Consider the following 26,252-nt stretch of genomic DNA (forward strand, 5'->3'; position numbering starts at 1 on the left):
CGAAGGCGCGATGACTACAATCGTCGGTGTCGTAGGCCGTGAGATTCTCGACAGTCGCGGCAATCCCACTGTCGAAGTCGATGTCATCCTGGAGAACGGCATTCGCGGTCGCGCCGCGGTTCCCTCCGGTGCCTCGGTGGGTACGCACGAGGCCGTGGAGCTGAGGGACGGCGACAAGAGTCGCTACCTTGGCAAGGGCGTGCTGAAGGCCGTCTCCGCGGTGAACAACGAGCTGTTCAACGCGGTCCGCGGGATGAACGCGGAGGCGCAGCTCGAAATCGACCAGACGATGATTGCCCTCGACGGCACGCCGAACAAGAAGAAGCTCGGCGCCAATGCCATCCTCGGCGTGTCGCTGGCCGTGGCGAAGGCCGCCGCCGCCGCGCGCGGGTTGCCGCTCTACCGCTACGTGGGTGGCGTCTCCGCCAACCTGCTGCCCGTGCCGATGATGAACATCATCAACGGCGGCGCACACGCGGACAACCCCATCGACTTCCAGGAGTTCATGATCATGCCCGTGGGAGCCAAGTCGCTCTCCGAGGCGGTGCGCATGGGCGCCGAGGTCTTCCACACCCTGAAGAAGGGCCTGTCCGAGGCCGGCCACGGCACCAACGTGGGCGACGAGGGCGGCTTCGCGCCGAACCTCAAGAACGCCGAAGAGGCGCTCGACTTCATCATGAAGTCCATCGAGAAGGCCGGCTACCGCCCCAACGAGGACATCGCCCTGGCGCTGGACTGTGCCGCCAGCGAGTTCTTCAAGGGCGGCGTCTACGACTACGAGGGCGAGGGCGAGAAGCGCTCCATCGAAGAGCACGTGAAGTACCTGGAGGGGCTGGCGGCGAAGTACCCCATCGTCTCCATCGAGGACGGGCTGGCCGAGGACGACATGGCCGGCTGGAAGCTGCTCACGGACCGCATCGGCAAGAAGATCCAGATTGTTGGCGATGACCTGTTCGTCACCAACGTGACGCGGCTGGCCGACGGCATCAAGAACGGCATCGCCAACTCCATCCTGGTGAAGGTCAACCAGATTGGCACGCTGTCGGAGGTCATGGCCGCCGTGGAGATGGCGCACAAGGCGGGCTACACCGCCGTGATGTCCCACCGCTCCGGTGAGACGGAGGACGCCACCATCGCGGACCTGGCCGTCGCCACCAACTGCGGTCAAATCAAGACGGGTTCGCTGTCCCGCGCGGACCGCACCGCGAAGTACAACCAGCTCATCCGAATCGAGCAGGAGCTGGGCAAGCAGGCCCGCTACGGCGGCCGCTCCGTGCTGCGCGTGGGGGCCTGAGGCGCGCGTCGGCGGCCGGGCGGAGTCGTCCGGCCGTCGTGCCGTCCGTCACGCGGGCGGGGAAGGTCCGCGTGACGGCGGGGCTCACGCCGCGAGCCCCAGGTTGCGCCGCACCGCCGGCTGCCTCACCTTCCAGATGAGGCTGTCGACGATGTAGTGGTGGAAGTTGAGCGTCTGGACGATGAGCAGGCTGGCCGCCGGAATCCACCCGAGTCCCTTGAGGATGAAGGTGTAGAGCAGCGCGGAAATCCCCACGCAGACCACCAGGTAGTGGAGCATCCGCCGGCTCTGACTGAGCGTGGAGAGGAACGGGTGGGCCTGACTCACCTTGTCCCCGAAGCGGCGGTTGTGGAACAGCCAGACGATGAGGATGTACTGCGCGTTGTGCCACACGTTGAGGCCCAGCCAGCCCGTCTCCAGGCTGGGGATGACGAAGTAGCCCAGCGTGAACATGCCCGCGTGCGTGGCCAGATAGAGCGTCTGCACGGGGCTGCCGGTGCCGGAGCGCAGCGCGCGGACCTGGAATACCGCCCAGGCGGCCACCGCCACCAGCGCGCTGGCCGCGGCCACCCAGGCGACTTCCTGGGGCACCGGCAGCATGCGCACGTCCAGCTTGAGGAACGTGGTGGAGCCCTGCGCGGAGCGGTGGAGCAGGCCCGCCAGGGGCAGGAGGTAGAGCATCCACACCGTGGCCGGATTGTCCGAGGGCGGCCTGCGCGAGGCCCGGTCCAGGATGCGGCTGACGCCGTAGCTCTGCCGCAGGTAGTGCCACCCCTGCCAGTAGAAGTAGATGCTCATCAGCGGCCAGACGCCCGCGAGCTTGTACACGGTGAACGTCCCCGTGAAGACGAGCAGCGGCAGCACCCAGATGTGGAAACGGTGCTGTTGCCGGCTCTCCCCGTCGAAGCCCAGCCGCGTGAAGGTCGACACCACATGGTGGTAGCCGAGCAGCCACACGTCGATGGTCAGCAGCAGCGGGAATAGCGAGGGTTTCGCCAACGCGGCCAGGGCGAAGACACAGCCCAGTCCCGCGGTTCCCACGATGAAGAGAAGGTCGAAGCGGGGATTGCGAACCCAACCCCACGACAACTCCGCGGTGTCCGTCCGTGCGCTCACGGCGTCGGATGTTACGGCTTGTGCCGAGGGCCTGTAAATCATGCAATGTCGGCAAGTGTGGTCATGGGCAATCAGGGATGATAATTCTTCTGGTCTGGTAATGATGTGTCGGATTGTTTTGATTGTCTTCACAGGTCCGACGGCTTGATGCAGAGTGCTCGCATCTCCACCCGAGGGGAGCGCCCGTGAAGACACTTCTCGTCACCCAGGCGGACCTGCGCAGGCTCGTGCAGGAGGTTGGAATCGATGCCCTGATGGACCAGGTCATCGAGGCGGTGGAAGGCGCCTTTCGCGCGTTCGACACGTCCCGGACGGAGCTGCGGCAGCGCGACGGTTTCACCCTGCGCAATGCTCGGACAGGCGTGCTGGAATGGATGCCAGTGATGCGCCAGGGGGAAACAATTACAATCAAAGTGGTGGGCTACAATCCGTTGAATCCCAGACGCTATGGGGTTCCCACCATCATCGCGACCAACAGTGTCTATGACTGTGAGACGGGGCATTTGAGGGCGGTGGTGGACGGGGTGCTGGCGACGGCGTTGCGCACGGGGGCGGCGTCCGCCATCGCGAGCCGCCACCTGGCGCATCCGGAGAGTCGGGTGGTGGGGCTGGTGGGGTGCGGGGCGCAGGCCGTCACGCAGCTGCACGCGTTGTCCCGCGTGTGGCCCGTGGAGCGGGTGCTTGCCTTTGACGTGGACGCGGCGGTGCAGCGCTCCTTTCCCAAGCGGGTGGGGTTCCTGGGGTTGGATGTTCGCGCGGCGCCACGGGAGGCGGTGGAGGCGGAGGCGGATATCCTGTGCACGGTGACCTCCGTGGGCGTGGGTGAAGGGCCGGTGCTGGAGGACGGGCGATTGCGGCCGTGGGTGCACGTCAACGCGGTGGGCTCGGACCTGCCGGGGAAGGTGGAGCTGCCTCGCTCGCTGCTGGAGCGCAGCCTGGTGTGCCCGGACTTCCTTCCCCAGGCGCTCGTCGAAGGGGAGTGCCAGCAGCTCCAGCCCGAGCAGATTGGGCCGGGCATCATCGAGGTCGTGCAGCATCCCGAGCGCTACGAGGACTGGCGCAAGCGGTCCACGGTGTTCGACTCCACGGGCTTCTCGCTGGAGGACGAGGCGGTGACGCGTGTCCTCACGGAGCTGGCCCGGCGATATGGGCTGGGCATGGACGTGGAGCTGGAGTGCCTCGCGGGGGATGCGATGGACCCGTATGACCTGCTCCTGCCGGAGCGCGGGGTCGAGCCAGGTCAGGGTGAGCCGGGTGACTCCCGGCACAAGTTCCGCGTGGCCTGACGCACGCATCCGGTCTCTTCCTCTCATTGCCTCTTACGCGGGAGTCCCGCAGCCCGGTCACCGGTGTCACGGGACTTCACGAGGACCCGAGGAGCACCATGTCGCAGAGCGAGCAGTCCACCCGCACGAAGGTGGAGCGAGCGGGGCGTCGGCCTCCGTTGGTGCACCAGCCGCACGGTGGCGTGGTGGAGCAGTCCTTCGCGCAGCAGCGACTGTGGTTCCTCGCGCAGCTCGACCCGGATGGGTCCGCCTACAACGCTCCCTTCGCCGCGAGGCTGAAAGGGCGGCTGGATGTTGGAGCGCTGGAGGACGCGTTCCGCGAGGTGGTGAGGCGGCACGAGTCACTGCGGACGACGTTCGGAGAAGTGGACGGGCGGCCGGTGCAGCGAATCCACGAGGCGGTGGAGTTCAGCCTGCGAGTGGAGGAGGTGGAGGAAGGGGGCGTGCTGGCGCGAGTGGAGGAGGAGGCGCGCGGGCCGTTCGACCTGGAGCGGGGGCCGCTGCTGAGGGCGAAGGTGCTGAAGGTGGGGGAGGCGGAGCACGTGTTGGTGTGGGTGGTGCATCACATCGTGTTCGACGGGTGGTCGGTGGGAGTGCTGGAGCGGGAGCTGAGCGAAGCGTACGGGGCGAGGGTGAGAGGGGAGACGGGGGCGGAGCGGGGCTTGGAGGTGCAGTACGCGGACTACGCGAGGTGGCAGCGGGAGTGGCTGAAGGGGGAGGTGCTGGAGAAGCAGTTGGCGTGGTGGAAGGAGGAGTTGGCGGGAGCGCCGCTGGTGCTGGAGCTGCCGACGGACCGCCCGAGGCCCGCGGTGCAGACGTTCGCCGGAGCCTTGAAGTGGATGGCTCCGCTCGAGGCGTTGGAGGGCCCCCTGCGCGAGCTAAGCCGGAAGGAGGGGGTGACGCTGTACATGACGCTGCTGGCGGGGTTCCAGGCGTTGCTGTCGCGCTACAGCGGGCAGCGGGACATCGTCGTCGGTTCGCCCTTCGCGGGACGCGGCTCCAGGGACCTGGAGGGGATGATCGGCTTCTTCGCGAACATGCTGGCGCTGCGAGCACGCGTCGAGGATGTGTCGTTCCAGGAGTTGCTCAAGCGGGTGCGGCGCACGTGCCTGGGTGCGTTCGCGCACGAGGAGCTGCCGCTCGAACAACTGGTGGACGCGCTCCAGCCGGGGAGGGACTTGAGTCGCTCGCCCCTCTTCCAGGTGGCCTTCGTACTCCAAGGCGAGCCGGCCTCGGCGTTGGCGCTCGAAGGCGCGGACGTCTCGGACCTTCCGCTGGAGCCGGGCGTGTCGAAGTTCGACCTCACCCTATTCGCGCGGGAGACGCCCCGAGGGTTGGTGACGTACTGGGAATACAACACGGACCTCTTCGATGAAGAGACGGTGACGGAACTGGCGGAGCGCTACGTCCGGTTGCTCGAGTCGGTGGTGGCTCATCCCGAGCAGCGCGTCTCGGAGCTGCCCCTGCTGAGCGCCAGCGAACGTGAGCAGCTCCTGGTGGCGTGGAATGACACGCGGACGGAGTATCCCCGCGAGGCGAGCATCCACGAGGTGTTCGAGGCGCAGGTGGCGCGCACGCCCGACGCCGTCGCGGTGGAGTTCGAGGGCGCGCACCTGACCTATGCCGAGCTGAATCGGCGGGCCTGGCAGCTCGCGCGGCTGCTGCGGCAGCGGGGTGTGGTGGCCGGAAGTCGCGTGGGGCTGTTCACGCGGCGCTCGCTGGAGATGGTGGTGGCGACGCTCGGCATCCTCAAGGCCGGCGCGGCGTATGTGCCGCTGGACCCGTCGTATCCCGTCGAGCGGCTGGCCTTCATGTGCGAGGACGCGGGGCTCCAGGTGCTGCTGGTCCAGCCCTCGTTGCGTTCGCGGCTCCCCGCCATGGCCGTGCACATCCTGCCGCTGGAGTTTTCATCGGAGAAAGCTGACTCGGAGGACGACGAGGCGCCGGGCGTGCCCGTCCCACCGGAGGCGCTGGCGTACGTGATGTACACCTCCGGCTCCACGGGAAGGCCGAAGGGCGTGTGCATTCCACACCGGGCCGTGGTGCGACTGGTGAAGGGCTCTCACTTCGCCGAGCTGGGAGCAGGGGAGGTCTTCCTCCAACTGGCGCCCATCTCGTTCGATGCGGCCACGCTGGAGCTGTGGGGCCCGTTGCTCAACGGAGGACGGCTGGTCGTCTTCTCCGAGCACTCGCCTTCGATGGAGGAATTGGAGGGCGCGCTGTCGCGCCATGGCGTCACCGCGCTGTGGCTCACCTCCGCGTTCTTCGAGCAGGTGATGGCCACCCGGCCCGAGTCCCTGGCGAGCGTGCGTCAGGTCCTCACGGGAGGTGACGTGGTGTCTCCCGGCGCTGTCCGCGCGCGGCTGGCGCGGGGTGGAAGCGTGGTCAACGGCTATGGCCCCACGGAGAACACCACCTTCACCACCACCCATCGGCTCACGGACCCGGCGCGAGTCGGCACGTCGGTGTCCATCGGTCGGCCCATCTCCAACACGAGCGTCTACGTGCTGGACGCGGCCCTGGAGCTGGTGCCGGTGGGCGTGTGGGGCGAGCTGTACACAGGGGGCGATGGACTGGCGTGGGGCTATCTCCGCCGGCCCGAGCTGACCGCGGAGCGCTTCGTGCCGCATCCCTTCAGCGCGGAGCCGGGAGCCCGGCTGTACCGCACGGGAGATCGGGTGCGCTTCCTGCGCGACGGGACGCTCGAGTTCGCCAGCAGGCTGGACGGTCAGGTGAAGCTCCGAGGCTTTCGCATCGAGTTGAGCGAGGTGGAGGCCGCGCTCGCCGCGCATCCCGAGGTGCGTGAGGTGGCGGTGCTGGCCCGGGACGATGGGCCCGGAGGTCGGTGGCTCGTCGCGTACTTCGTGCCCTCCGTGGGAGTGGCGCTGACGCCCCAGGCGATGCGCACGCACGCGCAGGCACGGCTGCCCGAGTACATGGTGCCCTCGGCTTTCGTCCCGCTGCCGGCCTTCCCCCTGACAGTGAACGGGAAGCTGGACAGGACGGCGCTGCCATCACCGCGAGCGGAGGACGCGCGAGGTGAGTACGTGGCACCGCGCACGGCGATGGAGCAGGTGGTGGCCGATGTGCTGGCGCCGTTGTTGGGCCTCTCTCGGATGGGCGTGGAGGACCACTTCTTCGAACTGGGGGGACACTCCCTGCTGGCGACACGGGCTGTGTCGCGGTTGCGCGAGGTGCTTGGCCGCGAGCTGCCCGTGCGAGTCCTGTTCGAGTCTCCCTCCGTGACGCGGCTCGCGGAGCGACTGGAGGAAAACCATGGCGCGCAGCCGCCACCCCTGACGCACCAGCCGCATGGTGGCGTGGTGGAGCAGTCCTTCGCGCAGCAGCGGCTCTGGCTCACCTCGCAGCTCGACGCGGGAGGGATTTCCTACAACGTCCCCTTCGCGCGACGGCTGAGCGGCCGGCTGGATGTGCAGGCACTGGAGGACGCGTTCCGCGAGGTGGTGAGGCGACACGAGTCACTGCGGACGACGTTCGGAGAAGTGGACGGCCGGCCGGTGCAGCGAATCCACGAGGCGGTGGAGTTCAGCCTGCGAGTGGAGGAGGTGGAGGAAGGGGGCGTGCTGGCGCGAGTGGAGGAGGAGGCGCGCCATCTGTTCGACCTGGAGCGGGGGCCGCTGCTGAGGGCGAAGGTGCTGAGGGTGGGGGAGGCGGAGCACGTGTTGGTGTGGGTGGTGCATCACATCGTGTTCGACGGATGGTCGGTGGGAGTGCTGGAGCGGGAGTTGAGCGAAGCGTACGGGGCGAGGGTGAGAGGGGAGACGGGGGCGGAGCGAGGCTTGGAGGTGCAGTACGCGGACTACGCGAGGTGGCAGCGGGAGTGGCTGAAGGGGGAGGTACTGGAAAAGCAGTTGGCGTGGTGGAAGGAGGAGCTCGCGGGAGCGCCGCTGGTGCTGGAGCTGCCGACGGACCGCCCGAGGCCCGCGGTGCGGACCTACCAAGGCGCACTGAAGCGGGTCGCGCTGCCAGCGGGGCTGGAAGGGGCGCTGCGCGAGCTGAGCCGGAAGGAGGGGGTGACGCTGTACATGACGTTGCTGGCGGGGTTCCAGGCGTTGCTCTCGCGCTACAGCGGACAGACGGATGTGGTGGTGGGGACGCCGATCTCCGGGAGGAACTGGAGGCAGGTGGAGGCGCTGGTGGGGTTCTTCGTGAACACGCTGGTGGTGAGGACGCAGACGCAAGGGGCGAGCTTCCGGGAGCTGTTGAGGAGGGTGAGGCGCGCATGCCTGGGAGCGTTCGCGCACCAGGACCTTCCGTTCGAGCAGCTGGTGGACGCGCTCCAGCCGAGCCGGGACTTGAGTCGCTCGCCACTCTTCCAGGTCATGTTCGTCATGCCTGGCACCTTGTCGCCACTCGACCTGGACGGCGTTCAGGTGGAGGACCTCGACTTCGAGCCCGGCGTGTCGAAGTTCGACCTGACGTTGTTCGCGTGGGAGACGCCTCGCGGGTTGGTGACGTACTGGGAATACAACACGGACCTCTTCGACGCTGAGACGGTGTCGCGCATGGCGGGCCACTACGGCCGGCTGCTGAGCGCGGCGGTGGAGACCTCGGAACGACAGGCCTCGGAGCTCCCGCTGCTCGGAGACTCCGAGCGACAGCGCTTGCTGGTCGACTGGGGCTCGCGCCAGGACTCCACCTATGTGCCGGGGCTGATGCACCAATGGGTGGAGGCCCAGGTCTCGCGAACGCCTGATGCGGAGGCCGTCACGGACGGCACACGCTCGCTGACCTATGCGGAGCTGGACGCGCGCGCGAACCAGCTCGCGCACCACCTGGTGGCGCTCGGGGTTCCTCCCAATGGCTCGGTGGGTTTGTGTCTGGACCGGAGTGGACTGGAGATGCCGGTGGCGGTGCTCGCCACCTTGAAGGCGGGCGCGGCGTTCCTTCCATTGGACCCGACCTGGCCCGTCGAGCGACTGGCGCTCATGCTGGAGGATACGCGTGCGCCCGTGGTGCTGGCACAGTCGCACCTTGTCGCCGCGCTGCCGCCGAACACCGGCGCTCGCATTGTCTGCCTGGAAGACGAAGGCCCCGCCATCGCCCGTCGTCCCACGATGGCTCCGCGTGTCGACGTCTCGCCGGAGACACACTGCTACTTCGTCTACACCTCGGGCAGCACGGGGCGACCGAAAGGCATCGTCATGTCCCACCGCGCGGTGGGCAACATGCTCTGGTGGTTGCTGCGGCGCACGGTGAAGCCGGACGCCACCACGCTCCAGTTCGCTTCGCTCAACTTCGATGTCTCCTTCCAGGAGTTGTTCGGCACCTGGTGCTTGGGCGGGCGCGTCCTGCTCATCACCCCCGAGTTGCGCCGGGACCCCAGCGCGATGCTGCGGTACATGGTGCGTCACCGGGTGGAGCGACTGTTCCTGCCCTTCGTCGCGCTCCAGGCTGTGTGTGACGCGGCCGGTGCGGAGGATGTGTTGCCGCCGCTGACGGAGGTGGTGACGGCGGGCGAGCAGCTCCAGGTGACGCCCGCGCTGGTGGCCTTCTTCGAGCGGCTCCCTGGCTGCGTGCTGGAGAATCAGTACGGGCCCTCCGAGGCGCACGTCGTGACGGCCTGGAGGGCATCGGGCCCACCGTCGTCGTGGCCCGCGCTGCCTCCCGTGGGGGAGCCCATCACCAACGTGCGGCTCTATGTGCTGGACGCGAAGGGCGAGCCCTGTCCCCTCGGTGTCCCCGGGGAAGTGGGCGTCGCCGGTGCCAGCCTCGCGCATGGCTACCACGGCCGTCCGGACCTGACCGCGGACCGCTTCCTTCCGGACACGCTCGGCGCCGCATCGGGCGAGCGCTATTACCGTACGGGGGACAGGGCCCGCTGGCTCGCGGATGGGAACCTGGAGTTCCTCGGCCGCCTGGACGGCCAGGTGAAGCTGCGCGGGTTCCGCATCGAGCTGGGCGAAGTGGAGGTGGTGTTGCGAGCCCTCCCCGGTGTGCGAGACGCGGTGGCTGTCGTCCGCGAGGACGTGCCGGGAGATCGCCGCCTCGTGGGCTACATCGTCTTCCAGGAAGGCCAGCGGCTCGAGCCCTCCGAGCTGCGCACGCACCTGCAGGCGAAGCTGCCCGAGTACATGGTGCCGTCGGCCTTCGTGTCGCTGCCCACGCTTCCGCTGGCGCCGACGGGAAAGGTGGACCGCAAGGCCCTGCCCGTGACGCGTGCGGAGGAGGCTCGGGGTGGCTACATGGCGCCGCGCACCGCGATGGAGCGTGTGGTCGCGGAGGTCTTCGGCCCGTTGCTCGGACTGGAGCGTGTGGGCGTCGAGGCCCACTTCTTCGAGCTGGGAGGACACTCGCTGCTCGCGACGCAGGCGGTGTCACGCCTGAAGGAAGTCATCGGTCGCGAACTCCCTGTCCGGGTGCTGTTCGAGTCCCCCACGGTGGCCCAGCTCGCGGAGTATCTGGAAGACGTGCTGGAGGATGCGAGGGGCGCGGCACCGCCGCCATTGGTGCGAGGGCCTCCGAGTGCCGTGGCGGAGCAGTCCTTCGCGCAGCAGCGGTTGTGGTTCCTCTCCCAGCTCGATGCCGAGGGGTTCTCCTACAACATGCCTTTCGCGGCGAGGCTGACGGGGCCTCTGCACGTGAAGGCGCTGGAAGAAGCGTTCCACGAAGTGGCGAGGCGGCACGAGTCACTGCGGACGACATTCGGCGAAGTGGACGGCCGGCCGGTGCAGCGAATCCAGGAGGCGGCGGAACTGGAGCTGCGCGTGGAGGAGGTGGAGGAAGGGGACGTGCTGGCGCGAGTGGAGGAGGAGGCGCGCGGGCCGTTCGACCTGGAGCGAGGGCCGTTGCTGAGGGCGAAGGTGCTGAAGGTGGGGGAGGCGGAGCACGTGTTGGTGTGGGTGGTGCATCACATCGTGTTCGACGGGTGGTCGGTGGGAGTGCTGGAGCGGGAGCTGAGCGAAGCGTACGAGGCCAAGATGAGAGGGACGGCCGTCGACGAACGGCGTCCGGAGGTGCGGTACGCGGACTACGCGAGGTGGCAGCGAGAGTGGCTGAAGGGGGAGGTGCTGGAGAAGCAGTTGACGTGGTGGAAGCAGCAGCTCGCCGGCGCGCCGCCCGTGTTGGAGCTGCCCACCGACAGGCCACGGCCCGCCATGCAGTCATTCAACGGGGGCCATCTCGCGGTGCGACTGCCCCCGGAGCTGGCGGGGGCGCTGCGCGAGCTGAGCCGGAAGGAAGGGGTGACGCTGTACATGACGCTGCTGGCGGGATTCCAGGCGTTGCTCTCGCGCTACAGCGGACAGACGGACGTGGTGGTGGGGACGCCCATCTCCGGGAGGAACTGGAGGCAGGTGGAGGCGCTGGTGGGGTTCTTCGTGAACACGCTGGTGCTGAGGACGCAGACGCAAGGGGCGGGCTTCCGGGAGCTGTTGAGGAGGGTGAGGCGCGCATGTCTGGGAGCGTTCGCGCATCAGGACCTTCCGTTCGAGCAGTTGGTGGACGCGCTCCAGCCGAGTCGGGACTTGAGTCGCTCGCCACTCTTCCAGGTCATGTTCGTCATGCCTGGGCCCACGGCTCCGCTGGCCCTGTCCGGCCTCGCCGTGGAGGAGCTGAGCTTCGAGCCGGGCATGGCGAAGTTCGACCTCACGCTCTTCGTGCGCGAGCTCCCTCAGTCGCTCGTGACGTACTGGGAATACAACACGGACCTCTTCGACGAGGAGACGGTGTCGCGCATGGCTGGCCACTACACGCGACTGCTCCAGGCCGCGCTCTCCCAGCCTGGACAGGACGTGGAGGCGCTGCCGTTGCTGGGGGAGGCCGAGCGACGCCGCTTGCTCGTCGAGTGGAACGCCACCGAGGCGCCTCGGTCCTCGGCGTCCTGTGTGAATGCGCTCTTCGAGGCGCACGCCGCGCGCACGCCCGATGCGGTCGCTGTCCGCTTTGGCGAACACTCGCTCACCTATGGCGAGCTGAACCGGCAGGCGAACCGACTCGCGCGACTCCTCCGCCGGGGTGGTGTGGGCGCTGACGTTCCGGTGGCCCTGTGTGTCCGACGTTCGCTCGACCTGGCTGTGGGAGTGCTCGGAGTCCTCAAGGCGGGCGGCGCGTATGTCCCGCTGGACCCCTCCTATCCACGGGAGCGCCTGGAGTGGATGCTCCGCTCCTCGGGTGCCACATGGTTGCTCACGCAGTCCACGCTCTCCGACGTGTTGCCGGACGGCGTGGCGCGCAGGCTCGACCTTGACACGGAGGCGGCGCGCTTCGCGGAGGAGCGCTCGGCGGACCTGGAGCCGCTGGCGGGCCCGGAGTCGCTCGCCTACGTCATCTACACCTCGGGCTCCACCGGTACGCCCAAGGGTGTGGCCATGCCTCACGGGCCTCTGCTCAATCTCGTGCAGTGGCAGCTCGGCGCGTCCACGCTTCCCAGGGGGAGGACGCTCCAGTTCTCCCCGCTGAGCTTCGACGTGAGCTTCCAGGAGCTGTTCTCCACCTGGGCCGCGGGAGGGGAGCTGGTGCTCATCACCGAGGACCTGCGCCTGGATGCGCATGCCCTGCTGGAGCTGATGGACCGGTGTGAAGTCGAGCGCCTCTTCCTGCCCTTCGTCGCGCTCCAGAACCTGGCGGAGGTGGCGGACCGCGAAGACTTCGCGCCGCGACGGCTCGGCGAAATCGTGACGGCGGGAGAACAGCTTCGGGTGACACCGGCCCTGCGTCGCTTCGCGCGGAGATTGCCCGGGTGTGTCCTGCACAATCACTACGGGCCCACGGAGTCGCACGTGGTGACGGCGCACACGCTGGCCGGCGACCCCGAGTCATGGCCCGACCTGCCCTCCATCGGACGCCCCATCGCGAACGCCCGGGTCCATCTGCTGGACGCGCGACAGGCACCTGTTCCCCTCGGTGTTCCCGGGGAGATGTACCTCGGAGGTGACGCGCTGGCGCGTGGCTATCTCCACCGGCCGGACCTGACGCTGGAGCGCTTCGTTCCGGACCCGCTCGACCTCTCTCCCGGTGCGTGGCTGTACCGCACGGGTGACTTCGCGCGGTATCGGCAGGACGGGACGCTCGAGTTCCTCGGTCGACGCGACGCGCAGGTGAAGGTGCGTGGCTACCGCATCGAACTGGCCGAAATCGAAGCCGTGCTCGCGCGCCACCCGGCGCTGAAGGACTGCGTGGTGGAGGCTCGCGCGGATGGCTCGGGCCTCACGCGACTGGTGGCCTATGTCGTCGGCGGGGAGGGCGGTCCGCCAGCGGCCCCTGAGCTGCGGAGCTTCCTCAAGCAAAAACTGCCCGAGTACATGGTGCCCGGCCACTTCGTGCCGTTGGACTCGCTGCCGCTCACGCCCAGCGGCAAGGTGAACCGCCGTGCGCTGCCTGCTCCGGAGGGAGAGATGGCTGCCCGCTTGGTGGAGCGAGTCCCGCCGCGAACGTCGCTGGAGCTTCAGCTTGTCCGTGCATGGGAGGAAACGCTGGGCTTGCATCCCGTGGGCATCCGCGAGGACTTCTTCGAGCTGGGTGGGCACTCGTTGTTGGCCGTGCGGCTGCTCGGGCGGATTCGCGGGCTGACGGGGCGGTCGCTTCCGGTGGCGACCTTGTTCCAGGGCGCGACGGTGGAGCGTATCGCGGGCCTGTTGCACCAGGACCAGGGGCCGACGTCGTCGCTGGTGGAGCTGCGGAGCGGAAGGACGAAGCGGCCCTTCTTCTGCATCCACCCCGTGGGCGGAACGGTCCTCGCGTACGCGGAGCTCGCGCACCTGTTGGGGCCCGACCAGCCCTTCTACGGCTTGCAGGCACCGGGGCTTGACGGAGAGGCGCCGACCCTCGACAGCGTGGAGTCCCTGGCGGCCCACTACCTGCGCGCCGTTCGCACTGTCCAGCCTCGTGGGCCCTACCTGCTCGGTGGATGGTCCTTGGGCGGCACGCTCGCGTTCGAACTGGCGCAGCAACTTCAGGAGCAGGGCGAACAGGTGGACCTGCTGGTGCTCATCGACACCTATGCGCGAGCCCATCCCGGAGGTGCGGTGGACCGGGAGTGGCTGGAGCCCACGAGGTTGGGCGCGCTCTTCTTCAGGGACCTGCTGCGCGCGGCGGGCGCGGACCTTCCGTGCTCAGAGGACGCGCTCTCTCAGCTCGCTCCGGAGGACGCGCTGCGTCTCCTGGAAGAGGCCGGTCGCAAGGCGGCGGCCCTGCCCGAGTCGGGCCTCAGTGCGCTGCGCGAGGTGTTCGAGTCGAATCTCCGGGCTGCCTGGCGGTATGTGCCCCGGCCGTACACCGGCACGTTGCTCTCCATCGAGTCGGGCGAGTCGCCCCGTGCTCACGAATGGGAACTGCTGGCGAGGGGCGGCGTGGAGGTCCACACGTTGCCCGGAGACCACTACGCGCTGCTGCGGCTTCCGGGAGTGCAGCAGCTCGCCGCGATTCTGGGCGACGCGCTCGCGCGAGCCCAAGCGAAGACCCAGCCTCGGAGCGTGTCCGCATGATCCACGCTCAGGCAGAAGGAGGAGGCAATCGCGGCTCCAGTGCCGCGAGCCGGCCCGGCAGCAGCACGCGAACGCCCAGGGCCAGCGCGAAGAAGAGCAGCGCCGCGCATGCGGTGACGGCGCGCAGTCCCAGTCGGTCTCCCAGCGCTCCCTGCAACCACACCCCGCCCGAGTACCCGAGGTTCAGGACCAGATTGAACAGGCCGCTCACGCGCACCTGGAGCTCCGCGCTGGCGCGCCCCTGGCACAACGTCCTCAATCCCCCCACGGCGAGCAGATACAACGCGCCAAGGATGAAGAGCGAGACACCGGCGAAGGCCACGGTCGGCGACAGCCAGTACGCGGCGGCCACGGGCCCCAGCAGGAGCAGCGCCCTTTCCAGCAGAGGACCGCGTCCCCAACGCTCGGCCAGTGTCCCCGCGAGTACGGCGGCGGTGACCGCTCCCACGCCCTGCACGGTGGTGAGCAGCGACGCCGTGGCCGCGTTTCCATGGAGCACCCGCAGCGCGAGCACCGGCACCAGCGCGATGAAGGGAGAGATGAGTGCGGCCACCCCCAGCGTTCCACCCAGCGCCGCGGCGATGCCCACGTCCTCACGCGCAGCGAGCAGCCCGCGCTTCACGCCACTCCACAGGCCCTCTCCGGGCCTCGCTCTCCCTCGACTCACCGGCCCCATCCACGCCAGCGCCACCAGCACGGCCAGAAAGGAAATCGTGTTGATGAGAAATGCCCACGCCACGCCGCCTCGGGTGAGGACGATGGCCGCGAGCGCCGGGCCGAAGATGCGCCCCAGGTTGGCCTGCGCCAGGTCCAGACTGAGGCCGCTGTGAAGCTGCTCGGGCGGGAGAATCACGGCCGTCATCGCCGAGAAGACCGGGAGGGTCAGCGCGCTCATGCAGCCGTGCAGGACGCAGAGGATGGCCAGGGGCGTGAGCGTGAGCTGCCCCATGGCGGCCAGCGCCGCGAGCGCCCCGGCTATCAGCGCCTGACCCAGCGTGCACACCGCCAGATACGCGCGCCGGTCAAACCGGTCCGCCAGCGTTCCCGCGAGCGGGACGAGGACGATGGACGGCAGGAACGCCAGCGCGGTGATGCGGCCCATCCACTCCGCGCGCCCCGTCGTCTCCGTCACGTAGATGCCCAGCGCGACCAGCTCCATCCACGTCCCCAACGTGGAGATGAGCCCACCCCACCAGACCTTCACGTAGGCCGGGTGGCTGAAGGCTCGAAACGACGGATGACTCGAAAGTCGCCGAATGGACATGGGACGTGGCGACAGTGGAGCACAGAAATCCTTCGTGCCGAGACAGCTGAGAAATGCCGCCTTGCTGCACGCGCGCCCCATTCCTGGCTTGTCTTGACGAGGGCGGAGAAGGCTCCCAGACTGCACGCGCCTGGGACTCAGGGAGGGTGTGAAACATCGCGCCCCATGAACCCGTTGCCGTCAGTGACGGCGGTTGAAGAAGGAGCAAGGGCATGCATGCACTGACGAAGCAGTCGGAAGCGACCGGGCAGGCTCTGTGTCCCACGTGTTCTCAGCCCATCGATGGTGAGGGCCGTGTGCAGGGCGAAGTCCTCACGTGCTCGGGGTGTGACGGCGAGCTGGAGGTGGTGGGCCTCAACCCACTGCGGCTCGAAGAGGCACCCGAGGTAGAGGAGGACTGGGGCGAGTAGGCCCGAGGTCGACATGAGCGCGAACGAGACAGTGGAGCAGCCCGTTCTCTCCCCCGGAAAGCTCTTCGCCCAGGCGGTCGCCACGCAGGGTGCGAAGGCCTCGGTGGATTTCTCTCACACCATCACCGAGGCCTTCCCGGGCTTCAAGCGACGGCCGCGCATCGCGGTGCGTGCCCTGTTCAAGGTCGCGAAGGCGGACGGCGCCAAGGTGAAATACTGGCACGAGACGCCTCCCCAGACGGCGCCGACGGTCGCGGTGGAGGACGTGGGCCTGCGCCCCGAGGCCGCCTTCGAGTTCCACACGGACCTGGCGACGCTCAAGCCGACGACGGCCTGGATTCAAGTGCCCCCGGCGCTGCTCGACGACCCGGAGACGCTGGCGACCTTCATCGACTTCCGGCTGCTGGTGCGGCTGTGCACGGCGGAGAACCAGGCCCTCGCTCGCGGACGCGGAGGAGACCGCGTGCGCGGACTCCTGGAGACGCCGGGGATTGCCCGCCTCCCCGCACGCTCGGACCCTGTCTCCTCACTGCTGGCCGCGTGTGACAGGGTGGAGCAGATGGGTGGCAGCGCCGACGGCATCCTCGTCAACCCCGCGGACTACTACCGGTACTTCGTGGGACGCGGCGGACTGCTGGCGGACCTGACGAGCATGGGCGTGCGCATCGCTCGGGCACGCATGGTGGACCCTGGGCAGGTCATCGTCGGGGACTTCACCGCGGCGGCCACCATCTTCGACAGCGGTCGCTCCTCCATCCGCTTCGCGGAGGCGCCCCCGGGAATCTTCCCGCGAGAGGGCCTGGCGGTTTGCGGCGAGATTCACACCGCGCTCGTCGTCCACCTGCCGACGCACTTCTACGTCGCCTCGTTCGTCTGACGGACGTCGGGCGGGAGCGCGGCCACACCGTCCGGAGTCACTCGATTCCGGACGGCGGCGGCCGACGCGCTCGGCTCAGGGCTTCTCCGCGTAGACCACCGCGTACTCGTCGCAGTTGAACAGCGTGAGCCATTGGAGTTGCTCGAACTCCATCTGCCGCGCGCGTCGCACGTCCTCGCGGACCTTGGCGACGGTGACACTGCCGGGCTGTCGCTCGGCTGCCGTCATCCCTCGCAGCGCGGCCAGCGCGGTGTTGACCGCCGGGTAGACATCCGACGCGATGGAGTCCAACCGGGCCAGCTGGAAGCCCGCGTGTCGCAGCTCGGAGACATAGCGCTGCGTCGTCCAGACGTTGGCCTCGGGAAAGGCAATCCGGCCCCGCCAGTAGCGGTGACGCAGGCGGCGACGCAGCCCCGCGCCCGACTCGCGGTCCGTCTTCTGACACATGTCCGCCATGACCAACCGGCCTCCCGGGCGCAGCACCCGGAATGCCTCGCGCAGGAAGTCGCCGCGCGTCCGGAAGTGCATCGCGGACTCCAGGGCGAAGACGACGTCGAACTCGCCCGCGCCGAAGGGCAGCTGCGTCGCCGAGCCCAATTCCAGCTTCACGACGCCGTCCAGCCCCGTGAGCCTGAGGCGCTCCCGGCCGATGTCGACCTGCTTGGGCGTGACGTTGACGCCGACGATGCGCGCGGGGCGATACGTCTCCGCCCAGAGGATGTCCTGGTCCGCATAGCCGAAGCCGCAGTCCAGCACCGAGTCGCGCTCGCCCAGCCGCGCCGTGCGGGCGAGCAGGTGCGCCATCTGCGCCTGGGCCGCCATGAACAGCTCTCCCACGCGCTCGCAGTTCGTCTCGTCCACCCGCTCCACGTCACGCCAGTAGCCCAGGTTGATCCAAAACGGCTCCCGTCCGGTGCTGACGCGAATCTCTTGTGGCGTTGGAAGCCCCGTCACCCAGGCGCCCGTCTCGTTCGTATAGAAGCGCTCAGGGTCCGCCAGCACCGCGCTCTTGAGTTGCCTTGCGACCTGCATGACGTTGAACATCGCGAGCCTCCCCGACAGCGATGTTGGCATCATGGCGCGGAATGCAGGGATTGAGGAGCTGTCAGGACACATAAATGCCAAAGGCAAGCGTGGGGGTAGGTCTGGCAAGGTGGGAGGAATTGACGCCCCGCGTGCTCATGTCGGACCCAGCGGGTCTCCGGACGGGCCGCTCCTGGCGCGCAGGCCAGGGCCCAGCTCGAAGATGAGGCCGAACTGGACCAGGCTCACCGGCTCCAGGAAGAGGATGTTGAGGTAGTCCTGTCCGTGCACGTACCGGACGAACGCGCCGAAGCCCGCGCCCCAGCGGGGGAGGGCGGCGGCTTCCACGTTGAAGGTCCACCGCTGGCCAGGTGTCTCTCCAAAGGGGCCGTTGACGTTGCCCTCCACGCGGAAGCGGTGCTCGAACCACAGCCGCTCCACCAGGAGGCCAAAGCCGACATGGCCATCGCCATACACTTCGCGCATCTCCGGGGTGATGCCGCCGAAGGCGAGTGAGGAATTGCGTTCGATGAAGGCCCCCACGCCGAAGCTCCAGGCGGAGCGACGGGCCAGGTCGATGTTCTCGATGAGCCGGAACTGGGCTTCCAGCCGGATGAGGTTGGTGGAGAAGTCGCCGCTGGTCTCATTGAGTGGCAGCTCGCCCTCGACGGACGCGCAGCCTCCCTCGGCCTCGCTCTGGTTGGCGTAGAAGCACCCCGCCTGGCCATTGGAGTAATGCCCCACCGAGACGTTGATGAACGACAAGGCCATTCGCCTGGGTTTGCCCTGGTCATCCAGCCAGGGCTTCCACAAGTGCGCCGCCTGGAGCGTCAGCTTGGGCATGAAGGACGGCGGAATGACGGGGCTGGACTCCTGCGCCAGCATGCGCAGCCGGATGTTCGGCGTCACCACCGCGCTCAGGATGTACTCACCCAGCGTGGGGGTGGCGTGGCCGATGTGGAGCTGAGGCAGGAAGAGATTGGGTGCGACCTGGGCCTCGAACACCAGGTGCGAGGGCTCCGGGTCTCCCACCCGGCGAATCCGATTGGGCGAGAAGAAGACGTAGGAGCGGTCCAGCCCGACGTTGAACGGCGCGTCCAGTTCGAAGCGTGAGCTCGCCTCCGCTCCCGGCGTCAGGCCCAGCAGGATGAGCAGCCAGACCCAGCGCCGCCACGACGGGATGCTCCCGGTGGAAGGAGGCCTCGCGGCGTCGGCGCTCCGGGAGGACCCGGTTTCCAGCGAGGGGAGGACAGGGGGCGAGGAGCGAGCGTCGAGGTGCACGGAGGTCTTCCCCGGTGAGGGGGCGGTGTGACCTCCTTGATACGACGGACTTCGGATATTCCGCAACACAGAATATCTCACTGGCGGATGATGAGTTTGTGATTGAGGCTGAAGTGGGGCGGCCCTGCCTTGAGGCGACAGGTCGTCAAAAACCCCCCAATCCCGGATTCGCTGACGCGCTGCGTATTGTGCGCCTTCACTCCGGGGCCTAAGTATCGCGCTGTTGTCAGAGTGCCAATAAGTAGTGGAGGGCTGCGCGCATGCGACTGCACCGAAGTCGTCAGTGGGCTTTTTCGAGTTCCTTGCTCCTGGCCCTGGTCGTCACCCGGGCGGAGGCCGCGGACCCGCCGTTGTTGGATGTGACGGCCAACCGCTCTCCGTTCGGGTCGGCGTGCCAGGGTCAGCCGGATTCCACGCCGTTGCCGGTGGACCCCCGAACCCTCGTTGTCCCGGGCATCAACAAGCCGGGGGCCGCGGTGCAGTTCAACGCGTACTGGGTGGACCTGCACAACCCGCCGCCGCCGTTCGTGACGACGCTGGCGCCAAACCCGACGAACTGTGGAGAGTTCCGCGCGAGCGTCGCCCGCGGAAAGAAGAACATCGAGACGCGGGCGTACTTCCAGCCCTTCTCGACGGCGACCGCGTACTACGGCATGTACACGCTGTGGGGATATCTGTTCCGCCCCTCGGACTTCGACGAGCAGGTCATCAAGCGCTACGGGATGTCGAAGGCCCCGTTCCGCAATCCCTATCCGATGCCCTGGGAGAACCCCAACCTCACCAACGGCGGCAGCGGTCAGCTCCCGCTCGGCCTGGTGCAGGAGCGCGACTCCAACGGCCGCTGGACGGGCGCCATCGCCTCCACCTGCTCGGGCTGCCATGACTCGCGGCTGGGCACCGAGTCGGAAGCCGGCTTCGTGTGGGGCCGCTCCAACGACGCCCTGGACGCGGGCCTCATCCAGTCCGACATGTTCCGCTCCACCGTGGTGGGCAACATCTTCCAGATTGCCCCCGTGCCCTGGAGCGTGGGCCGAGGCATGAGCGACGCCATTGGCATCGTCGACCTGCTGCCCGCGCTCTTCGACATGGACTCGCTGGCGATGGTGCCCAGCCTGCTCGAGTACTTCCCCACCCATGCCGGTGGCATGTCCCGCGCTCCCAACTGGTGGTACCGCGCGTTCAAGACGCGCCAGTTCTGGGATGGCGCGCTGACGTCCGACAACGTCCGCTCGGAGATGGCGTTCGCCGTCGCCAACCTGGGGCGCAACGCGGCCGAGCGCCGCGCGCTGACCGCCGAGTTCGAGGACAACGACAACTTCTTCGTCTCGATGTCGCCCCCCGCCTACCCGAAGGCCATCAACACCGCGCTGGCCGAGCAGGGCGCGGTCCTCTTCCACGAGCGTGACTTGTGGGCCAATGGCGCCAACGCCACCATTCCAAAGACTCCGGGCAACGGCTCCTGTGCGAGCTGCCACGGCGTCTACTCGCCGCGCTACGCGGTCAACCCCGCGTACCTGCCCGACCCGCGCCTCAAGGGCATCTCCGGCGTCATCACCCCCATTGAAACCATCCGCACGGACCCGGCCCGCAAGGATTTGATGGCGGACGAGCGCAAGCGCAAGGCGTGGAACACGTCCTTCCTCGCCTACAACGACGAGCACCCCAACCACGGCCCGTTCTACGACGACCCCATCAGCAGCGCCCTGCGCCGGGTGCCGCGCGCCGCGTATGACAACGGCATGGGGCCCGTGTACTCGCCCGAGGGGCCCAACGCGTGGATCAAGCCGTTCGGCTACGTGGCCACGCCGCTCTACGGCGCGTGGGCCTCCGCCCCGTACTTCCACAACTCCAGCGTGCCCACGCTCTGGGACGTGCTGAAGCCGTCGGACCGTCCCAAGGTGTGGAAGCGCCAGCAGACCTCCACCAACAACCTGGGCACCAACGCGGGCTTCGACCCGAGCCACGCCTCCTACGACTTCAACAAGCTCGGCTGGAAGGTGACGGCGCTGGCCTGTGGAGATCGCCCGGCCAATGACCCCTTCATCCCGTGCAGCCATGAGATGGCCACGCTGGACGTGCTGTTCGCCAACATCGCGAACGTCGTCGCCAACTACAACTCGCTGGCGTACCAGTCGCCGCCGCCCATCACCCAGAAGCAGATTCGCTCCCGGATGATCTTCAACTCGCACCTGTACGGGCTCGGCAACGAGGGCCACGACTTCACCCAGTCGCTCACCGACAGCGAGCGCTGGGCCCTCATCGAGTACATGAAGACGCTCTGAAAACGACTCACCCGTGACGGGCCTTTCAGCCTGTCACGGGTGGGCGGTGAAGCACGGCGGCCCTCCGGGAGGACACCCCCGGGGGGCCGTGGCTACATCAGGCGCTTGAAGAGGCCGAGCTTGCCCACGTACGGCGGGTAGCGCATGGCCAGGTCCAGCAGGAAGGGCCGCTTCACGACGCTCTTCTTGTGGCTGAAGGCATCGAAGCTCGACTGGCCGTGGTAGCCGCCCACGCCGGACTCTCCCACGCCGCCGAAGGGCAGGCCCTCCGCCGCGAAGTGGACGCAGACGTCGTTGACCACGGCGCCGCCGCTCGACGTCTCCGTGAGGACCCGCTCGTTGACGGCCGAGTCCTTGGCGAAGCTGTAGAGGGCGAGCGGCTTGGGTCGCGAGCGCACGAAGCGGATGGCCTCGTCGATGCTCGGGCAGTCCACCAGCGGGAGGAGGGGACCAAAAATCTCGTCCTGCATCAGCGGACTGGACAGGGGGACGTCGGTGATGACGGTGGGCGCGAAGAAGCGGGAGGACGCCTCGCGCTCGCCGCCGAAGACCACCTTCCCGTGCCCCGCGAGCGCGGAGACCCGCTCGAAGTGCCGGGGGTTGATGATGCGGCCGTAGTCATTGCTGGTGCGCGCGTCGGCGCCGTAGAAGCCGGTGACGGCCTTCTGGACCAGCGCGGTGAAGCGCTCCTTGAGCTCGGGCGGGATGAGCACGTAGTCCGGAGCGATGCACGTCTGGCCCGCGTTGAGGTACTTGCCCCAGGCGATGCGGCGCGCGGTGACCTCCAGGTCCGCGCTCCGGTCCACGATGCAGGGGCTCTTGCCGCCCAGCTCCAGCACGGTGGGCGTCAGGTGTTTGGCCGCGGCTTCGGCCACCACGCGGCCCACCTGGGTGCCGCCGGTGAAGAAGATGAGGTCCCACCGCTCCGCGAGCAGGGCGCGGCTGATCTCCGCGTCCCCCTCCACGACGGCGACGACTTCTTCCGGAAACGCCTCCGACAGCAGCCGGGAGAGCACGCTCGACGTGGCAGGGGCCAGCTCGCTGGGCTTGAGCACGGCGGTGCAGCCCGCGGCGAGCGCCCCGATGAGCGGCGCTATCGACAGCTGATAGGGGTAGTTCCAGGGCGCGATGACCAGCGTCACGCCGAGCGGGTCCGAGTACTGATAGGCCCGCGCCGGCTGGATGACGATGGGTGCCGAGCCCCGGCGGGGCTTCATCCACGACTTCACGTGCTTGAGCGCGCTCTTGATCTCCCCGTAGATGCTGCCGACCTCGGTGAGATACGCCTCCTCCGCGCTCTTGTTCAGGTCCGACTTGAGGGCGGAGAGAATCTCCGCCTCGTACTTGCGCACCGTCTGGCCCAGGGTCTCCAACTGCGCCCGCCGCCACGCGAGCGGGAGCGTGACGCGGGATTCAAAGTAGGCACGCTGCTTTTCGACGAGCGCCTTCGCATCGAACGAAGACGGGACAGCGGCGAGGCGGGTGGAACCCTGGGCCATGGGACTTCTCCTTGCGTGAGATTCGCGCGGCTACTTCAGGAACTCGCCCCGCTCGGCCTTTTCGACGAGCGACGCGGGCGGCAGGAAGTGCTTCCCGTAGCGCTGCGCGAGCTCGCGAGCGCGGGTGACGAAGCCACGCGGACCCGTGCCAGCGGGGCCCTCGTAGCCGTTGATGAACTGGGCCACGCCGCCCGTCCAGGCCGGGAAGCCGATGCCCAGGATGGAGCCGATGTTGGCGTCCGCCGCCGAGCGCAGCACGCCTTCATCGAAGCAGCGCACCGTGTCGATGGCCTCCGCGAACAGCATGCGCTCCTTCATGTCCTCGAAGGGGATGGTGTGGCCCGCCTTCGTGTAGTGCTGGGCGAGCCCCGGCCACAGGTTCGCGCGCTTGCCGTCCACGTAGTCGTAGAAGCCCGACCCGGTGGAGCGGCCCTTGCGCCCGTGCTTGTCGATGAGCGCGTCCACCACGGCGTAGCTGCCGTGCTCCACCCACGTCTGGCCCGCGGCCTCCGCGGCCGCCTTCGTCTCCAGGCGGATCTTGCGCGGCAGGGTCAGCGTGAGCTCGTCCATCAGCGCCAGGGGCGCCGCGGGGTAGCCCGCCTGCAGGCCCGCCTGTTCAATCGACGCCGGGGAGATGCCCTCGCCCACCATGGCGATGGCCTCGTTGAGGAACGTGCCGATGACGCGGCTGGTGAAGAAGCCCCGGCTGTCGTTGACGACGATGGGCGTCTTGCCAATCTGCACCGCGATGTCGATGGCCTTCGCCAGCGTCGCGTCGCTCGTCTTCTTGCCCGCGATGAGCTCCAACAGCGGCATCTTGTCCACGGGGGAGAAGAAGTGCATGCCCACGAAGTCCTCCGTGCGCTTCACGCCCTCCGCCAGCAGGGTGATGGGGAGCGTGGACGTGTTGGACGCCAGCACCGCGTCCGGAGCGACGACGTCCTGCACCTCCTGGAACACCTTGTGCTTCAACTCCACGCCCTCGAACACGGCCTCGATGACCAGGTCGCAGCCCTTGAGCGCGGCGGGGTCCGCCGTCGGGGTGATTCGCGCCAGGAGCGCGTCGCCTTTCTCCTTCGTGGACTTGCCCTTCTGGACGGCCTTCTCCACGAGCTTCACGGAGTACTGCTTGCCCTTCTCCGCGGACTCCTGGCTCACGTCCTTGAGCACCACGTCGATGCCCGCCTTGGCGCAGACGTAGGCGATGCCCGCGCCCATCATCCCGGCGCCCAGGATGCCGACCTTCTTCGCCGTGTGCTGCGGGTAGCCCTTGGGCCGGCCGCCACCGGAGTTGATGTGCTGCATGTCGAAGAAGAACGCCTGAATCATGTTCTTCGCGACCTGGCCGGTGGCCAGCTCGGTGAAGTAGCGCGACTCGATGGTGAACGCGGTGTCGATGTCCACCTGCGTGCCTTCGACGGCCACGGCCATGATGGCGCGCGGCGCGGGCATGTTCGCGCCCTTGATCTGCTTGCGCAGGTTGGCGGGGAAGGCGGGCAGGTTCGCCGCGAGGCCGGGGTTGGACGGCGTGCCGCCCGGAATCTTGTAGCCCTTCGCGTCCCACGGCTGCTGCGCCGTCGGGTTCGCCTTGATCCACGCCTTGGCCGCGGGCAGGAGCGCCTCCACGGAGTCCACCACCTCGTGCACCAGGCCCACCTCCTTGGCCTCCTGCGGGCGGTAGCGCTGGCCCTGGAGCAGCACCTTCATCAGCGCGTCCACGATGCCCAGCATGCGCACCGTGCGCACCACGCCGCCGCCACCGGGCAACAGGCCCAGCGTGACTTCCGGCAGGCCCACCTGCGCGCCCTTCACGTCCGCGACGATGCGGCGGTGACAGGCCAGGGCAATCTCCAGCCCTCCGCCCAGCGCCGCGCCGTTGATGGCGGCGACCACGGGCTTGCCCAGGGTCTCCAGCGTGCGCAGGTGCGCCTTGATTTCCTGGCCGAACTCGAACGCCTGCTTCGCGTCCTCCTTGCGGATGCGCTGCAGGTCGTTCAGGTCGCCGCCGGCGAAGAAGGTCTTCTTGGCGGAGGTGAGGATGACGCCGGTGATGTCGGCCTTCTCCCTGGCCAGCCGGTCCACCGTCGCGCGCATGGACTTCATGTACGCGGCGTTCATGGTGTTGGCGGACTGGTTGGGGTCATCCAGCGTCAAGATGACGATGCCGTCGGCATCCTTGTCCCAGCGGATGGTGTTCTGCTCGCTCATGGGGTTCGCTCGAATCTTGTCGAAAGGTGAGTCAAAGGGGTTCAGACGCGCTCGATGAGGGTGGCCACGCCCATGCCACCGCCGACGCACAGGGTGATGACCGCGCGGCGCGCCTTGCGGCGCTCCAGCTCGTCCACCATGGTGCCGAGGATCATCGCGCCCGTGGCGCCCAGCGGGTGGCCCATGGCGATGGAGCCACCGTTGACGTTGAGCTTGTCGCTCGGGATGCCCAAATCCTTCTGGTACTTGAGCACGACGGAGGCGAACGCCTCGTTGAGCTCGAACAGGTCGATGTCCTTCACGGACAGGCCCGCCAGGTCGAGCAGCTTGCGCGTGGCCGGCAGGGGGCCGGTGAGCATGATGGTCGGGTCCGCGCCGGACGTCGCCACGGAGGCGATGCGCGCGCGCGGCGTCAGGCCCAGCTCCTTGCCCACCTTCTCCGAGCCGATGAGCACCAGGGCCGCGCCGTCGACGATTCCGGAGGAGTTGCCCGGGGTGTGCACGTGCTCGATGCGCTCCACCTCGTGGTACTTCTGCAGCGCCACCGCGTCGAAGCCGCCCATCTCACCGATGCCGACGAAGGACGCGTTGAGCTGGCCGAGCGAGGCCACCGTGGACTCCGGCCGCATGTGCTCGTCGCGGTCCAGGATGGTGAGGCCGTTCTGGTCCGTGACGGGGATGACGGAGTTCTTGAAGTAGCCGCCGGCCCAGGCCTTGGCGGCGCGCTCCTGCGACTGCGCGGCGTAGCGGTCCACGTCCTCGCGGGTGAAGCCTTCAATCGTCGCGATGAGGTCCGCGGAGATGCCCTGCGGCACGAAGTACGTGTCGTAGTTGGTGGCGGGGTCCATGGCCCAGGCGCCGCCGTCGGAGCCCATGGGCACGCGCGACATGCTCTCCACGCCGCCGGCGATGACGAGCTGCTCCCAGCCCGAGCGCACCTGCTGCGCGGCCATGTTCACCGCCGTCAGGCCGGAGGCACAGAAGCGGTTGAGCTGCACGCCGCCCACTGTCTCCGGCAGGCCCGCCGCGAGCACCAGCGTGCGGGCGATGTCCGCGCCCTGGTCTCCCACGGGCGAGACGATGCCGAGCACCACGTCGTCGATGCGCTTGGGGTCCAGGTTCGGGTGGCGCTTCTTGAGCGCGTCCACCAGCCCGACGAGCAGCGACAGCGGCTTGGTGCCGTGCAGCGCGCCTTTCTTGCCCTTGCCGCGAGGAGTACGGACCGCGTCGAAGATGAATGCTTCCTGGCTCACCGGGAGCCTCCTTG

Annotated in this window: 13 protein-coding genes; 6 read left to right on the forward strand and 7 right to left on the reverse strand. The window is 68.3% G+C overall.

What is annotated here, in order from left to right; translation table 11 throughout:
* Positions 1 to 10 precede the first annotated feature (10 nt).
* Entirely contained in the window at positions 11 to 1,294 is a 1,284-nt protein-coding gene (eno, locus tag HUA75_RS08695; RefSeq protein WP_174486102.1) for a phosphopyruvate hydratase, read from the forward strand.
* An 84-nt stretch (positions 1,295 to 1,378) separates the two neighbouring features.
* Here the strand turns inward: eno and HUA75_RS08700 are convergent, their stop codons facing one another.
* Positions 1,379 to 2,410, reverse strand: coding sequence for a hypothetical protein (locus HUA75_RS08700; RefSeq protein ID WP_174477692.1), 1,032 nt, complete (start codon positions 2,408 to 2,410; stop codon positions 1,379 to 1,381).
* A 185-nt stretch (positions 2,411 to 2,595) separates the two neighbouring features.
* Between HUA75_RS08700 and HUA75_RS08705 the strand changes: the two genes are divergently transcribed.
* Positions 2,596 to 3,696: an ornithine cyclodeaminase family protein gene (locus tag HUA75_RS08705; protein ID WP_371746080.1), complete on the forward strand. Its 1,101-nt coding sequence runs from the start codon at positions 2,596 to 2,598 to the stop codon at positions 3,694 to 3,696.
* Between the two features lie 98 nt (positions 3,697 to 3,794).
* A complete protein-coding gene (locus HUA75_RS08710; protein WP_174486103.1) occupies positions 3,795 to 14,141 on the forward strand; it encodes a non-ribosomal peptide synthetase in 10,347 nt (3,448 codons plus the stop codon).
* Positions 14,142 to 14,148: 7 nt separating this feature from the next.
* Here HUA75_RS08710 and HUA75_RS08715 read toward each other — a convergent pair whose 3' ends face one another.
* On the reverse strand, positions 14,149 to 15,405 hold the full coding sequence (locus tag HUA75_RS08715; protein WP_174486104.1) for an MFS transporter: 1,257 nt from the start codon (positions 15,403 to 15,405) through the stop codon (positions 14,149 to 14,151).
* 212 nt (positions 15,406 to 15,617) lie between these two features.
* Between HUA75_RS08715 and lysW the strand changes: the two genes are divergently transcribed.
* Together lysW and HUA75_RS08725 are read left to right on the forward strand one after the other, a co-directional pair.
* On the forward strand, positions 15,618 to 15,815 hold the full coding sequence (lysW, locus tag HUA75_RS08720) for a lysine biosynthesis protein LysW (RefSeq protein WP_141644957.1): 198 nt from the start codon (positions 15,618 to 15,620) through the stop codon (positions 15,813 to 15,815).
* A 13-nt stretch (positions 15,816 to 15,828) separates the two neighbouring features.
* Positions 15,829 to 16,692: a family 3 encapsulin nanocompartment shell protein gene (locus HUA75_RS08725; protein WP_141644958.1), complete on the forward strand. Its 864-nt coding sequence runs from the start codon at positions 15,829 to 15,831 to the stop codon at positions 16,690 to 16,692.
* A gap of 75 nt (positions 16,693 to 16,767) precedes the next feature.
* On the opposite strand, the gene HUA75_RS08730 is transcribed toward HUA75_RS08725, so the two are convergent.
* Both HUA75_RS08730 and HUA75_RS08735 read right to left on the reverse strand, forming a co-directional pair.
* Positions 16,768 to 17,736, reverse strand: a complete 969-nt coding sequence (locus HUA75_RS08730) for a cyclopropane-fatty-acyl-phospholipid synthase family protein (RefSeq protein WP_141644959.1) — start codon at positions 17,734 to 17,736, stop codon at positions 16,768 to 16,770.
* Between the two features lie 135 nt (positions 17,737 to 17,871).
* The gene (locus tag HUA75_RS08735) at positions 17,872 to 18,996 is read right to left on the reverse strand and encodes a hypothetical protein (protein ID WP_371746081.1); all 1,125 of its coding nucleotides are present in this window, start codon (positions 18,994 to 18,996) and stop codon (positions 17,872 to 17,874) included.
* Between the two features lie 260 nt (positions 18,997 to 19,256).
* Here HUA75_RS08735 and HUA75_RS08740 point away from each other — a divergent pair, with 260 nt between their 5' ends.
* Entirely contained in the window at positions 19,257 to 21,278 is a 2,022-nt protein-coding gene (locus HUA75_RS08740) for a hypothetical protein (RefSeq protein ID WP_141644960.1), read from the forward strand.
* A 92-nt stretch (positions 21,279 to 21,370) separates the two neighbouring features.
* Here HUA75_RS08740 and HUA75_RS08745 read toward each other — a convergent pair whose 3' ends face one another.
* From HUA75_RS08745 to HUA75_RS08755, 3 genes are read right to left on the reverse strand one after another with little or no spacing between them, the layout of a single operon-like run.
* Positions 21,371 to 22,777, reverse strand: a complete 1,407-nt coding sequence (locus tag HUA75_RS08745) for an aldehyde dehydrogenase family protein (protein WP_174486105.1) — start codon at positions 22,775 to 22,777, stop codon at positions 21,371 to 21,373.
* 30 nt (positions 22,778 to 22,807) lie between these two features.
* Positions 22,808 to 24,985 (reverse strand): 3-hydroxyacyl-CoA dehydrogenase NAD-binding domain-containing protein, encoded by a 2,178-nt coding sequence (locus HUA75_RS08750; RefSeq protein ID WP_141644962.1) that lies wholly within the window; start codon positions 24,983 to 24,985, stop codon positions 22,808 to 22,810.
* A gap of 41 nt (positions 24,986 to 25,026) precedes the next feature.
* Positions 25,027 to 26,238, reverse strand: coding sequence for an acetyl-CoA C-acetyltransferase (locus HUA75_RS08755; RefSeq protein WP_141644963.1), 1,212 nt, complete (start codon positions 26,236 to 26,238; stop codon positions 25,027 to 25,029).
* Positions 26,239 to 26,252 lie beyond the last annotated feature (14 nt).

The sequence above is a fragment of the Myxococcus sp. CA040A genome, from assembly GCF_013336725.1.
In the GTDB taxonomy this organism is placed as follows: domain Bacteria; phylum Myxococcota; class Myxococcia; order Myxococcales; family Myxococcaceae; genus Myxococcus; species Myxococcus llanfairpwllgwyngyllgogerychwyrndrobwllllantysiliogogogochensis.

Bases quoted from the DNA above. Each gene is read 5' to 3' on its own strand.
- eno (WP_174486102.1), top strand. From the start codon at position 11: ATGACTACAATCGTCGGTGTCGTAGGCCGTGAGATTCTCGACAGTCGC.
- HUA75_RS08710 (WP_174486103.1), top strand. From the start codon at position 3,795: ATGTCGCAGAGCGAGCAGTCCACCCGCACGAAGGTGGAGCGAGCGGGG.
- HUA75_RS08715 (WP_174486104.1), bottom strand. From the start codon at position 15,405: ATGTCCATTCGGCGACTTTCGAGTCATCCGTCGTTTCGAGCCTTCAGC.
- lysW (WP_141644957.1), top strand. From the start codon at position 15,618: ATGCATGCACTGACGAAGCAGTCGGAAGCGACCGGGCAGGCTCTGTGT.
- HUA75_RS08725 (WP_141644958.1), top strand. From the start codon at position 15,829: ATGAGCGCGAACGAGACAGTGGAGCAGCCCGTTCTCTCCCCCGGAAAG.
- HUA75_RS08730 (WP_141644959.1), bottom strand. From the start codon at position 17,736: ATGTTCAACGTCATGCAGGTCGCAAGGCAACTCAAGAGCGCGGTGCTG.
- HUA75_RS08740 (WP_141644960.1), top strand. From the start codon at position 19,257: ATGCGACTGCACCGAAGTCGTCAGTGGGCTTTTTCGAGTTCCTTGCTC.
- HUA75_RS08745 (WP_174486105.1), bottom strand. From the start codon at position 22,777: ATGGCCCAGGGTTCCACCCGCCTCGCCGCTGTCCCGTCTTCGTTCGAT.
- HUA75_RS08750 (WP_141644962.1), bottom strand. From the start codon at position 24,985: ATGAGCGAGCAGAACACCATCCGCTGGGACAAGGATGCCGACGGCATC.